The organism is Variovorax sp. 05L425, from assembly GCF_056397705.1.
The window spans coordinates 25771-38027 of the sequence record NZ_JBFTNY010000012.1; the positions used below are offsets into that span (position 1 = coordinate 25771).

Here is a 12257-nt window from a genome sequence, read left to right on the forward strand (position 1 = left end):
ACATGACGCAAATCATCTTCAAGCGTGTCCGGATGATGTTTTCGAACACCATCTCCTCTGGTCTTTGCACTGCGGCTGTCTCGCTCACGTTGGCGCTGGCATCAGGCTCTTCGTTGGCGCAGAAGGCCTACCCGTCGCCCGACGCAGCTTCGGAAGCGCTGTTCCAGGCCGTTTCGAAGGACGACGCCGGCGCCTTGCGCACGGTGCTCGGCGCGGACTGGAAACGGTTCGTCCCCACCGAAGGCATCGATCGCGAGGACATCGACAATTTCCTCTCGGCGTGGGGCAAGCAGCACAAGACCATCCTCGATACGCCGGAGCAGGCGACCCTCGCGGTCGGCGACGGCGACTGGACCTTGCCGATCCCGATCGTGAAGACCGGCGCGGGATGGCACTTCGATCCGCGTGCGGGCGCAGATGTCATGCGCACGCGCCGCATAGGCCGCAACGAACTCAACGCGATGCAGGCCGCGCTCGCGTATTTCGACGCGCAAAAGGAATACGCGCAGAAGGACCGCGACAACAACGCCGTGCTGGAATACGCACAGAAGTTCGTGAGCTCGCCCGGCAAGCACGACGGACTCTATTGGCCCGATGCCGCAGGCCAGGACCAGAGCCCGCTCGGCCCGCTCTATGCCGGCCACAAGGCGGGCGAGGGCTACCACGGCTATCTGTTCAAGATCCTCAAGGCCCAGGGCAAGGACGCGCCGGGCGGCGCCTACGACTACGTCATCGGCGGACGGATGACGGCCGGCTTCGCGCTGATCGCCTGGCCGCTGCACTACGGCGAGACGGGTGTGACGAGCTTCATGGTCAGCCACGACGGCGTCGTGTACGAGAAGGATCTGGGGCCGGACAGTGCCTCCGTCGCGCGCGCGATGAAGCGCTTCAACCCGGATTCAGGCTGGCAGAAGGTGAACGTACCCGGGACCTGACGCACCGCTGACGCCGCGACCCTGGCCGGAAGTCGTAGTCACCTTGTCACAGGTGCGACAGAACGTAAACTAAGAACGGCCCGCCGAAACAGTGCCCTTGTTGGCGCAACGATCACAAGGAAACCGCCATGCAGCCCGTTCTCGAAATCAGCAAGCTAGGCGAGCGTTCATACACCTACACCGTGCGCGCCACGCGCGCGCGGGGCGAGCCTCCCCCCGAAGCCTGCTACGTCGACCTGGGGCTGACTTCGTTCGCCGATTGCCTTCGCGATGCGGCGGAGGCGCTGACCTACTTTCCGCGTGTCTACATCCGCTACGAAGGCCTGTGCGTCGGCGAGCAGATGGTGACGCGGCTGGCGCGCCAGCCGGATGCCGTCGTTCGCGAGTTGCTGGCCAAGTACCAGGACGCTCTCGAAGCGCTTCCAGCGGCCATCCAGTCCCCGCAGGAGGACGTGGCCGCTCAGGTGTCGGTCTCATAGCGCACGAGCCAGCTCCAGAGCTCCGCGCTCTCGTTCGTCGCTTCGCGCAGGAATTTCGTGTAGCCGATCAGGTCGGCAAGACGCGCTTCGGCGCGCACCACGATGCGGTCGCCCTGCACATCTTCCTCGACGACGCGTGCGCCGCGGCGATGCAATTCTTCGCGTACCCGCGCGGCGTGCGCATGCGGCGCCCGGATGCGGACGAACATCACCGGCTGGAGGCCTACGCCGTCGTGCGCGCGAAGCGCGCAATGGGCGCGCGGCGCATCGAATCGCGCCGAGGCACCGAGCGCGGCGGCGACCAGGGGCGTCGCTTCATCCAGCGCCTGCTCGTTGGCCGCGCAGAGAGTGAACTGCTTGCCGTCGTCCACCAGCAGATGGCGTTCCGGCTTGGAGAGCCACTCCGTCGCGCCGCTCTCGCGCAGTGACGCGAGCTTCTGCGCATCCACCGACAGCGATTGCCGAAGCGGGTAGGAGGCCAGTTCATGGTCGTCGAGCGCCAAGGTACGGCGCGTGCCGATGCTCATGCGGCGGCTCGCTCAGCTCGTGTATTCGCCGCTGGCCTCTGGCTGGTAGAGGATCTCCGCGACCTTGGCGCTGCCTTCTTCGCCCCCGGGCGTCTTCCATGTGGCCGTGGCGCCGAGGCGAAGCCCGATCAGGCTCATGCCGACCGGCGAAAGCACCGAGAGAAAGCCCTTGGCAGGATCGGCCTCGCGTGGATAGCAAAGGGTCATCCGGTCGCGATGCCCGGTGCGCGCATCGACGATCGTCACTTGCGAATGCATCGTGACGATGTCTGCGGGAACATCGCGCGACTCCACCAGTTCCGCGTTGTCGAGCAAGGCCTCGAGGTTGTTGTGGGACTTCGCGTCGAGCAGCCTGGTGAGTCGGACGTGATCAAGTTCGGTGAGCACGCGCTCGCCGTGAATCGTTGCTTGCATGGAGCACTCCAGTCGAATGCGGATACCTCTGGGGCGGCCGCTACCGCGCGGGGCTGAGGCCCGGCGATCGATGGTTGCGCTAAAGAAGGGGAAGAGGTGATCGCCGGGCTGGGAAGGGTGCGGCCGGCTGACGCAGTCCCGCACGAAAACTCGCCGCGCCAGCGAGGTTCGCTGCGGCGGGGCGGTTGATGCGGGAGGGCGCTGGAGAGCACATGGGGCCGATTGTAGGCGCGGGACTCGCGCAAGCACGGGATGAAGGCAGCGCGCTTCGCAGTACGATGCCCGCGTCATGGCCTGTTCTGCCTGCGGGTTTGAAGCCGACGTTCAATTCGCCTTCTGTCCGAAGTGCGGGCAGCGGCTTGCTGCACCGCCCGCCCAGGCGGAGTCGGACCGCCGTCCGGTCACGGTCATGTTCGCGGATCTGTCAGGCTTCACGTCGCTGAGCGAATCGCTCGATCCCGAAGTCGTGCGTTCGCTGCAGACGGAGCTGTTCGCAGAGATGTCCGCCGCCATCCAACGCTTGGATGGCTTCGTCGAGAAATACGTCGGTGACGCCGTGATGGCGGTGTTCGGCGCCCCGGTCGCGCACGATGAAGATCCCGAACGCGCGGTCAGCGCGGCGATCCTCCTGCACGAGAAGATCGGCGCATTGAGCGAACGCTGGATGGCACGCATCGGCCGGCCGCTGGCCTTGCACATCGGCATCAACACCGGCCCCGTGGTTGCCGGTCACATCGGTTCGAACCCTGCGGCCACCTACGCGGTGACGGGCGACACCGTGAACGCAGCGGCACGCCTGCAGTCCGCGGCGGAGTCGGGCCAAACGCTGATCAGCCGGTCGACCTACATGCTCACGCAGCATGCCTTCGAATTCGAGGAACTGGGTCCGTTGCCGGTCAAGGGCAAGGCCCAGCCGATGGCGGCGTTTCGCCTCGTCGGTGCGCTGGCCGCGCCGCATGCCGTGCGCGGCCTGCAGGTACACGGTCTCGCGACCTCGCTCGTCGGGAGGGATTCGGAACTGCGCGTGCTCTGGCAAGCCTTCGAGGCCATGCGGAGCGGGCAGAGCCAACAGGTGCGCATCGTCGCCGAGGCGGGTACAGGCAAGAGCCGGCTTCTGTCGGAGTTCCTGGAGCAACTGCGCACGCGCGATGCGTTGGCGGGCGTCGCCGTGCGCACTGCAGCCTGCTCGTCGCTGGGCGAGCGCACCTATGGCGTGCCGGCCGCGCTGCTGCGCGATGCCTACGGCCTGTCCTCCCAGGAGCCGGTTGGCGAAGCGCAACGGAAGATCGAGGCAGCGCTCGCGGACATGGGTGTGGACGAGCAGGAGCGACAGCAAACGACCGCCTACCTCGCCTACGTGCTGGGGCTGGAAGCCGACGACGCGCGCACGCGCTACCTGGACCCGGAGCAGCTCAAGCGGCAGATCTTTTCCGCGGTGCTCGGGGTCATCCGGCGCCGTCTTCAGCGAGGCCCGGTGATGCTGATCGTGGAGGATCTTCATTGGGCCGATGCAGCGTCGCTCGACGTGTTGCGCTACCTGCTCGACCAGTTGGGTGGTCAGCCCTTCATGCTGCTGGTGACGCATCGGCCCACGCCCGAAGCTGCGAGGCTGACGAGCGACGCGGCCGCGCACACGACGGTCGCGCTGGAGCCCCTGTCGCCGCAATGCAGCGCGAAGATGCTCGACGAACTGTTCGGAGCCGCGCGGCATACCTTGCCGGACGAACTGCGCATGCGCATCGTCGAGCACGCCGGCGGCAATCCGCTCTTCCTCGAAGAGATGGTGCGCGCCCTTATCGCCGACGGCGTTTTGCAGCGGCAGAACGATGTGTGGGTTTATCTTCCGCGCGCTTCGGCGGTGCAGGTGCCCCTGACGATCCATGGTCTGCTCCTGGGCCGCATCGACCGTCTGGCCGTGCCGGTGCGGCAGACGCTGCGCGAGGCGGCCGTGATCGGCCCCGTGTTTGCCGAGGCGCTGCTGCGCGACATCGCGACCGCGCGCACACACGCGTTGACCGAAGCGCTGGACGCTCTCGTCGACGCCGGCCTGCTTTCGGTTGCGCCGACGGCTTCCGAGCCGGCCGGGCTGGAGGCTCGGCAGTTTCGATTTCGCCATGGGCTTTTCCAGGAGGTCGCCTACCAGACCCTGCTGATGAGCCGCCGCACCGATCTGCACACGCGCATCGGCGAAGGGCTGGAGCGCCTGTGCGGCGGATCGCCCCGGCACCTTGAAGAACTCCAGGCGCTGGCCCATCACTTCCGCCTTGGCGCGGACAAGCCGCGCGCCGTGCATTACCTGGTCGCCGCGGGCGACTGGGCGCGCAACACCTACGCCAACGCCGATGCGATCCGGCACTACGAATTCGCGCTCGAGACCCTCGGCGCCGACGACGATGCGGACACTGAAAAAAGACTCTCCGTCCGCGAGCGCCTCGCCGATGTTCTGGCGCCGGCAGGCCGGATTGGCGATGCGACGGCGCACCTCGAAGCCGTGCGCGACGGGCATGCATCGGCCGGCGACCCCATCGCGCAGGCGCGCGTGCTGCGCAAGATCGCTGCCTTGAGGTGGGAAGCCGGCCAGCGCGACGACGCGAGGCAATGCCTGGCCTCGGGGCTTGCGCTCATGGACGAGGCGGTGCCTCACATCGAACTGGCCTGGCTGTATCAGAAGATGGGCGAACTCGCGTTCCGCAGCGGTGACAGCCGCGGGGCCCTGGAATGGGCGCAGCGCGCGTTGACCCATATCGAAGGGCTCACTGCGCGCGACGACGAGGCCGGCTGCGCCGCGGTCGCGCTCGCGCTCAACATCCAGGGTGTCGCGCTCGCGCGGCTGGATCGGCTGGACGAGGCTGTCGAATGCCTGGAGCACAGCGTGGCGGTCGCGCGCAAGGCCGACCTGCCGCAGGCGGAATGCCGGGCGCTGTCGAACCTCGGCGTGCTCTACAGCGGAAGCAACCCGCAAAGGGCCATCGACGCTTGCGAACGTGGATTGCAGACGGCCAACCGCATCGGCGACCTGGGGCTTCAATCGCGGCTGTCGGCGAACCTCGCGGTGGCCTACTGCACGCTCACCAACCGATGCGACGAACGCGGGATGGGGGCCGCGCATGAGGCCATTCGGATCGACCGGAGCACAGGGCAGCTCGATCATCTTGCGGTGTCGCTTGTGGTGCTGGCGCAGATCTACCAGTGCCATGGCGAGCCTGCGCGTGCGCTGCGCCATTACCAGGAAGCGTTGGCGCTGGCGGAGAAGTCCGCAGAGCCGCAGCTGCTGTTTCCCTGTTACGACGGTCTGGCGACCTTGTGCCTTGATCTGGGCGACGGGGTGCGGGCGGAGCGCTACATGGCGCTGGCGATGGATATCTGCGATCGGGCCGGGCTTGATCCGGATGCGCTGATCGTGTTGCCGTTCCTGGCCTAGGGAGAAAGTCGGGGAAGAGTGGAGCGGGCGAAGGGAATCGAACCCTCGTATGAAGCTTGGGAAGCTGCCGTTCTGCCATTGAACTACGCCCGCAGATTTCCGAGCCGCGATGTTAGCTGACAACGGGGGCGGTATCCGCGCCGCCGGTTGCTTGGCCGCTGTCGTTCACAACACCCAATACGCCATATGCCTTCACAGATGGCGAAGAAAGTAGAACTTTCGGATACATTGCTTTGTTAAGCGTTAATAACAAAAAAGTGCTCATTTTGGAGGTGGCCCCATGCGCAACGCCCCGCTCGATCTCCCTGAATTCAAGTGGGCCGCCGTGTGCGTTCCCTTGGTCTTGGTAGCTTGCGGCGGCGGCAGCGGGACCGGGGTCACCGGCGCCTCGGTTGTCGGTACGGCCCCCCAAAAATCCGCGACGGGTACGGATAGCGGCGCGGCTGCCGGCGACCCGACTGCCGCGGCATTGGTCACTGTGGCAGGGAGTGCGCCCCCGTTGCCGCCCCTCGAGCCAGCGCCTCCGCCGAAAAGCGGGTTCGCCGCCTCGCGCAAGGTCACGACGCCTGCCGAGATAGCCGCGCGCAGGGCGCTCGAAAGAGATCATCCGGCGCCCATCGACCGCGGCACCGCGACCGGCAGACTTCAGCCCGCTACGGTGTCGCCCGGTGCGATGTCGGCAACGGACGCGGCCGCAGCCCCCGCGCCCAACACTGTCGGCCAATGGTCGATAGCCACGAACTGGCCGCTCAATGCCATCCATACGGTGTTGACGCCCGATGGCAGGGTCATGAGCTATGGCAGCGACCAGAGCGGCAATCAGGGTGCTCTGTGCCAGGGTGCCATGTGTTACGACGTGTGGACGCCGTCCACCAACGCGCACAGCCTGCTTCTGCAGACGGTCACCCGCGTCACCGATATCTTTTGCTCGGCGCAGGTCGTGTTGCCCGGAGGACTGGTGCTGCTGGCCGGCGGCGACTCGCGCGGGGTCGACCCGAACCACGTCAACGACGGCGTGCCGGACGTCAATTTCTTCGATCCGTCCAACAATCAGCTCACTGCCGGCCCACGGATGTTTTCGGCGCGCTGGTACGGAACGGTGGTCCCCCTGGCCGACGGGCGGGTGCTGACGCTCGCCGGCCTCGACGCCACGGGCGCAGGCGCCGCGATCCCCGAGATCTACACGCCAGCGCAGGGGCAGGGGCCGGGCAGTTGGAAGAACCTCACGCAAATCTCGAGTTGGCCGGCTGATTATTTCTATCCGCGTGCCTTCCTGGCGCCGAATGGAAAGGTGCTGGTCGCCAGCGCAAGCAGCCTCTACAGCATCGACCCCGATGCCCCCGGCATGACGCAGATCGGAACGCTGCCGAAGACACTCAACTGGATGTTGCCGTGGGCCATATACGACCGCGGCAAGGTCCTGTTGATCGCGGACGACGGCAGCGCGGTGATGCTCGACGTCAATGGCACCACGCCAGTGGCTACGGTCGTGGCAGGGCCGGGTGCGAATCGCGTCTGGGGCAACGCGACCGTGCTGCCGGACGGCAAGGTGCTGGTCACCGGCGGCTCCGCGACGGACAACGAACTGGTCGACACCGCCTACACGGCCATGATCTGGGACCCGGCGACGAAACAGTGGTCTGTCGGCGCGGCGGCGCAGAAGCCGCGCCTGTACCACTCGAACGCGATACTGCTTCCCGACGCCACGGTGCTGACCTCGGGTGGCGGCTCGCCCGGTCCTGTCACGAACCTCAACGCCGAGGTCTATTCGCCGCCGTATCTGTTCGACAGTACCGGCCAACCCGCTGCACGCCCGATCATCAACACCACGCCTGCCCAGGTGAACCTGGGCTCCACGTTCCGGATCACGGTTGCGTCGTCCCTGCCGATCCAGCGCGTCACGCTGATGCGCACGGGCTCCGTCACGCACTCGACCGATTTCGGGCAGCGTTTCCTGGAACTGCCTTTCACGCAGGCGGCGGGCGACTCGAACGTCGACATCCAGATCAACGAGAGCCCGAACACCCTTCCCATCGGTCACTACATGCTGTTCGTGATCGACAGTGCCGGAGTGCCTTCGGTTGCCAAGATCGTGAAGGTGGACGCCACCTGGACGCAGGTCGCGCAGCAAGGGCAGTCACTGATACTGCCATCGACGACGCCGGTTCAGTACGGAAGCACCGGCAAGGTGGTGATGAAGACCCTCTCCGGCACCGTGAGTTGCAGGAACGAGTTCTTCGGCACCAACCCATCTCCGACCATCGGCAAGGGCTGCTATGTTCTTTCGCCGCTGGCTTCCAGCATCACGTTGGGACCCCAGGGGATCACCAGCGACAGGCAGGTAGCGGCCGAGGGCGCCGCGTTCAACATGGCCGCTGCGACGGTGGTCAGCTATGGCACCGGAACGAGCTGGATCCAGAAGACGGTGACCGGCGCCGGCACCTGCAGCAACGCGTTCTTCGGCTCGGACCCGGCACCATTCGTGGTGAAGTCCTGCGTCGCGGACACCGGGCTTGCGGCCCCGCCACCCGCACCGCCCCCGCCACCACCGCCCCCGCCGCCACCTTCCCCGCCACCGCCGCCCCCGCCGGCGCCGCCGCCTTCGGGCGGGGTGACCTTGGCCGCGGAAGGAGGCACCTTCACTGTGGCGACCCCGACCGTCGTCAGCTACGGCGCCGATACGCGCTGGATCCAGAAGACAGTGACTGGTACGGGAAGCTGCACCAACGCGTTCTTCGGCTCGGACCCGGCCCCCTTCACGGTGAAATCCTGCGTGGGGCCGTCGGGCACCCCGCCGCCGCCGGCGCCTCCACCGCCCCCGCCGCCGCCGGCTCCGCCCTCAGGGACGACGCTGGCAGCCGAAGGAGGCACTTTCACCGTCGCGACGGCAACCTTGGTCAGCTACGGGGCCGATACGCGCTGGGTGCAAAAAACGGTCACAGGGACGGTGCCCTGCACGAACGCCTTCTTCGGCACGGACCCAGCGCCGTTTGTTGTGAAGCGGTGCGTCGCCGGATCGTGAGTTCGCCAGCCGGGGGTCCGGCTCAGGACGCCCGCGGATAGCGGCGCAGCACTTCATGCCACGGGGCATGCGGCGGCAACCAGGACCGCACGAACAGAAACTCCCGCACTTGCCAACGTATCGGCGTCAATGGCGGCGCGTCCGCTCCTTGGGCGCGCCGGGCGATCGTCACGTGCGGCTTCCACGCCGCGGGCCGCGCCCATGGGGACATCGCCCGATCGATCGCACGGTGCAGCCGGGTCAAACCCGGGTGCTCACCTGGGCAAATGACCGCCACGCCATTGCGTGACCACACGCCGGACCAGTCCAGCACGAGATCGAAGCTGCCAGCCCGTACGCCGGCCAGTGCTTTGCCGATGTCCTCGACCTCGGCGTCGCTGCGCGTGCCGAGCAGGCACAGGGTCAGGTGCAGCCGATGCGCCTTGGGCAGATGGCTCTCCCGCGGCCACAGCCACTGACGGCGATGAGCATCGATCGCTGCCTGCACCGCGGTGTCCGGAGCCAGCCACACGTAGAGTTCCGGCTCCGGTCCTGGGTGTTGCGGCGCCATTGCCTTTCGAGGGATTGCCTGCATGATCGCTACCTGACAGAATTGGTCAGTTTTGCAACACAACGCCCGTTACAACATCAGCGTCGGCGCAAGCCGGGCCAGTAGAAACCCGAGGCATTGAGGTACTGGCACTCGGAGGCTGCATCCGGGATTCTGCCGCGGCCGCAGCAGGAAGACGGGTTTCACTGATGTCCACGCGTTTAAGTATGAGCGCGCCGAAAGCTGCGGCGTCGTTCAACGGTCTCGGCCTTCGTGCCGCGAACACCTGGCTCAAAAGAGCCATCAAGCGTTCTCTCCAGCAACGCGGCATTCGGATCTCGCGAACGCGGCATGCGGACCCGCCTTCGCCGCTGCTCTCGCTGGGCATCGATCTTCTGTTCGACGTTGGCGCCAATGTCGGGCAGTTCGCGCGAAACGCCAGGGAGGAGGGCTACAGGAACACGATCGTCTCGTTCGAGCCGCTGTCGGTCGCGCACGGATTGCTGATCCAGAGCGCGGGCGGCGACGAGCGATGGATCGTCCATGAGCGCTGCGCACTCGGCGCTGCGTCGGGCGAGGCGAACATCAACGTGGCGCAGAACTCGTTCAGCTCCTCGCTGCTGCCGATGCTTGCGACACATTCCGACGCCGCGCCCGAGTCAGCCTACATCGGCCAGGACCTGACCCGCGTCGTCACGCTGGATTCTGTCTTCGACCGTTACTGCACCGGTGGCGAGCGTGTGTTCCTGAAGATCGATACCCAGGGCTATGAAAAACAGGTGCTCGATGGCGCGCGTGCATCGCTGCCTCGCATCATGGCGGTGCAGTTGGAGCTGTCGGTCGTGCCGCTCTACGAATCCCAGTTGCTCTATCGGGACTTCTTCGATTTCTTCCAGGAAGCAGGCTTCACGCTGTGGTCGTTGACGCCGGGGTTCGCGGACCGGCGAACGAGTCAGTTGCTTCAATTCGACGCGCTCTTCGTCCGTTCACCGGATGGCCGGGCGAGCGGCTGAGCGGGCGTTCAGGTAGACCGCGTAGAGCGACGTCGTCGCGCAGATGAACAAGCGGTTGAGCTTCGGCCCGCCGAAGCACACGTTGGCGACGACCTCCGGCAATCGGATCTTGCCGATCAGCTCGCCGTCGGGCGTGTAGCAGTGCACGCCGTCGCCGGCGCTGGTCCACAGGTTGCCATTCGTGTCGATGCGGAAGCCGTCGAACAGGCCGCTGCCGCATTGGGCGAACACGTCGCCACCGCTCACATTGCGACCGTCTTCCGCGACGCGAAAGCGACGGATGTGGCGCGGCCCGTCGGCGACGTGCGTGGCGCCGGTGTCGGCGACATACAGCCATTGCTCGTCCGGCGAGAAGGCGAGTCCGTTGGGCTGCACAAAGCCGTCGACCGCCCGGGTGACGGCGCTCAGGTCGGCTTCGATGCGATAGACGCACCGGTCGCCGATCTCGCTGGGCGCGGCGTCGCCTTCGTAGTCGCTGTCGATGCCGTAGCTCGGGTCGGAAAACCAGATGCTGCCGTCGGACTTCACGACCACATCGTTCGGCGAATTGAAGCGCTTGCCTTCGAAGTGCGACGCGAGCACGGTGCGCGTGCCGTCGTGCTCTATGCGCGACACGCAGCGCCCGCGGTGCTCGCACGAGACGAGGCGTCCTTGCAGATCGACCGTATGGCCGTTGGTGTTGAGCGCCGGCTGGCGAAAGACCGATACCGAGCCGTCCGTCTCGTCCCATCGCATCATCCGGTCGTTGGGAATGTCCGACCACACCAGGTAGCGGCCGGCCGCGAACCACGCCGGACCCTCGGCCCATCGGCAGCCCGTGTAGAGCTTCTCGACGTGTACGTTCGGATTGATCAATCGATGGAATCGAGGGTCGATCACCTCGAAGCCGGCCGCGAGTTCGATGGCCATGTGGCGCTCCTCTGTTTTCTTTTCAGGTGTCGTTTCAGTTGGACTGCCGCCGGCCGCGGCCGTACACCAGCAGCATCGCGATGATCACCACACCATAGGTGACCTGGCGGCCCATCTCCGGGATCTGCATCACCGACAGAATGGATTGCAGCAAGGTGATGAGTATGACGCCGACCACGGTGCCGAGGTACGAGCCCTGGCCGCCGAGGATGTTCGTGCCGCCCAGCACCACGGCGGCGATCGCCGGAAGCTGGTAGGCGTCGCCCATGGCCTGGTAGGCCTTGGTCGAGTAGCCGGTCAGCAGCACGCCGGCCGCCGCCGAGCACGCTCCCGCGATCACGAAGCACAGCAGCGTGACGCGACGCGTGTCGATGCCCGAGAGGTATGCGGCGCGCTCGCGATTGCCGACGGCATAGATCGCGCGGCCCAGTGTCGTGCGATGGAGCATGAACATCGTGGCCCCGCCGACGACGATCCACACCAGCAGCGCATTGGGCACGCCGAGCAGCGAACGGCCGGTGGCGATCAGGTGCATCGCGGGCGTCGCGCGGTCCTGCGGCGCGAAGCCGCCGGTCTGCACCACGATCAGGCCTTGCGCCACTGCGTTGATCCCCAGCGTGAAGATCATCGACGGCACGCGCAGGTAAGCCACGCCGATGCCATTGAGCAGCCCGAGCGCGGCGCCGCACAGGATGCCGAAGGGGATCGCGAGCGCAGCGCCGGCGCCACCCCACCAGCCCGCAGCGGCGGCCGACATCATGCCGCCCGCCGTGACCAGCCACGGCACCGAAAGATCGATGCCGCCCAACAGGATGACCAGCATCGCGCCGGTCGCGATGACGCCGAGAAAGGAAGCGATCTGCAATTGCAGCAACAGGTAGTCGAGCGACAGGAAGTTCTTCGAATAGAGGCTGCCGATCAACAGCAGCGCGACGGTGCACAAGGCGCCCGCCAGCACGGGGAGATGCCCCGACCGCTTCAGACGCAACGCCAAAGTCGTCATGGCTT

Annotated in this window: 10 protein-coding genes and 1 tRNA gene; 5 read left to right on the top strand and 6 right to left on the bottom strand. The window is 66.5% G+C overall.

Annotated features, from left to right (window positions below):
- The first annotated feature begins 2 nt into the window (after positions 1–2).
- Positions 3–935, top strand: coding sequence for a DUF2950 domain-containing protein (locus AC1DN9_RS15085; RefSeq protein ID WP_478101473.1), 933 nt, complete (start codon positions 3–5; stop codon positions 933–935).
- A 128-nt stretch (positions 936–1063) separates the two neighbouring features.
- The gene (locus AC1DN9_RS15090; protein ID WP_478101474.1) at positions 1064–1414 is read left to right on the top strand and encodes a hypothetical protein; all 351 of its coding nucleotides are present in this window, start codon (positions 1064–1066) and stop codon (positions 1412–1414) included.
- Here the strand turns inward: AC1DN9_RS15090 and AC1DN9_RS15095 are convergent.
- Together AC1DN9_RS15095 and rnk are read right to left on the bottom strand one after the other, a co-directional pair.
- On the bottom strand, positions 1396–1941 hold the full coding sequence (locus AC1DN9_RS15095; protein ID WP_478101476.1) for a hypothetical protein: 546 nt from the start codon (positions 1939–1941) through the stop codon (positions 1396–1398). The genes AC1DN9_RS15090 and AC1DN9_RS15095 overlap by 19 nt on opposite strands.
- A 12-nt stretch (positions 1942–1953) precedes the next feature.
- Positions 1954–2355 carry a nucleoside diphosphate kinase regulator gene (rnk, locus tag AC1DN9_RS15100; RefSeq protein WP_478101478.1) on the bottom strand — a complete coding sequence of 134 codons (402 nt, stop codon included), beginning with the start codon at positions 2353–2355 and terminating at the stop codon, positions 1954–1956.
- A gap of 289 nt (positions 2356–2644) precedes the next feature.
- Here rnk and AC1DN9_RS15105 point away from each other — a divergent pair, with 289 nt between their 5' ends.
- Complete coding sequence (locus AC1DN9_RS15105) at positions 2645–5776, top strand: adenylate/guanylate cyclase domain-containing protein (protein WP_478101480.1); 3132 nt, start codon at positions 2645–2647, stop codon at positions 5774–5776.
- 19 nt (positions 5777–5795) lie between these two features.
- Here AC1DN9_RS15105 and AC1DN9_RS15110 read toward each other — a convergent pair.
- A tRNA-Gly gene (locus AC1DN9_RS15110) sits at positions 5796–5869 on the bottom strand.
- A 187-nt stretch (positions 5870–6056) separates the two neighbouring features.
- On the opposite strand from AC1DN9_RS15110, the gene AC1DN9_RS15115 reads away from it, so the two are divergent.
- Positions 6057–8798 carry a galactose oxidase-like domain-containing protein gene (locus AC1DN9_RS15115; RefSeq protein WP_478101482.1) on the top strand — a complete coding sequence of 914 codons (2742 nt, stop codon included), beginning with the start codon at positions 6057–6059 and terminating at the stop codon, positions 8796–8798.
- 22 nt (positions 8799–8820) lie between these two features.
- Here AC1DN9_RS15115 and AC1DN9_RS15120 read toward each other — a convergent pair whose 3' ends face one another.
- Positions 8821–9372, bottom strand: a complete 552-nt coding sequence (locus AC1DN9_RS15120; protein ID WP_478101484.1) for a 2'-5' RNA ligase family protein — start codon at positions 9370–9372, stop codon at positions 8821–8823.
- A gap of 182 nt (positions 9373–9554) precedes the next feature.
- Between AC1DN9_RS15120 and AC1DN9_RS15125 the strand changes: the two genes are divergently transcribed.
- Positions 9555–10340 (top strand): FkbM family methyltransferase, encoded by a 786-nt coding sequence (locus tag AC1DN9_RS15125; protein ID WP_478101486.1) that lies wholly within the window; start codon positions 9555–9557, stop codon positions 10338–10340.
- Here AC1DN9_RS15125 and AC1DN9_RS15130 read toward each other — a convergent pair.
- A complete protein-coding gene (locus tag AC1DN9_RS15130) occupies positions 10314–11249 on the bottom strand; it encodes an SMP-30/gluconolactonase/LRE family protein (protein WP_478101488.1) in 936 nt (311 codons plus the stop codon). The two genes, AC1DN9_RS15125 and AC1DN9_RS15130, sit on opposite strands and share 27 nt — an antisense overlap.
- A 34-nt stretch (positions 11250–11283) precedes the next feature.
- Entirely contained in the window at positions 11284–12252 is a 969-nt protein-coding gene (locus AC1DN9_RS15135) for an ABC transporter permease (RefSeq protein WP_478101490.1), read from the bottom strand.
- Positions 12253–12257: the final 5 nt, after the last annotated feature.

Excerpts from the sequence above, each read along its gene's own strand:
- AC1DN9_RS15085 (WP_478101473.1), top strand. The coding sequence starts at position 3 with ATGACGCAAATCATCTTCAAGCGTGTCCGGATGATGTTTTCGAACACC.
- AC1DN9_RS15090 (WP_478101474.1), top strand. The coding sequence starts at position 1,064 with ATGCAGCCCGTTCTCGAAATCAGCAAGCTAGGCGAGCGTTCATACACC.
- AC1DN9_RS15095 (WP_478101476.1), bottom strand. The coding sequence starts at position 1,941 with ATGAGCATCGGCACGCGCCGTACCTTGGCGCTCGACGACCATGAACTG.
- rnk (WP_478101478.1), bottom strand. The coding sequence starts at position 2,355 with ATGCAAGCAACGATTCACGGCGAGCGCGTGCTCACCGAACTTGATCAC.
- AC1DN9_RS15105 (WP_478101480.1), top strand. The coding sequence starts at position 2,645 with ATGGCCTGTTCTGCCTGCGGGTTTGAAGCCGACGTTCAATTCGCCTTC.
- AC1DN9_RS15115 (WP_478101482.1), top strand. The coding sequence starts at position 6,057 with ATGCGCAACGCCCCGCTCGATCTCCCTGAATTCAAGTGGGCCGCCGTG.
- AC1DN9_RS15120 (WP_478101484.1), bottom strand. The coding sequence starts at position 9,372 with ATGCAGGCAATCCCTCGAAAGGCAATGGCGCCGCAACACCCAGGACCG.
- AC1DN9_RS15125 (WP_478101486.1), top strand. The coding sequence starts at position 9,555 with ATGAGCGCGCCGAAAGCTGCGGCGTCGTTCAACGGTCTCGGCCTTCGT.
- AC1DN9_RS15130 (WP_478101488.1), bottom strand. The coding sequence starts at position 11,249 with ATGGCCATCGAACTCGCGGCCGGCTTCGAGGTGATCGACCCTCGATTC.
- AC1DN9_RS15135 (WP_478101490.1), bottom strand. The coding sequence starts at position 12,252 with ATGACGACTTTGGCGTTGCGTCTGAAGCGGTCGGGGCATCTCCCCGTG.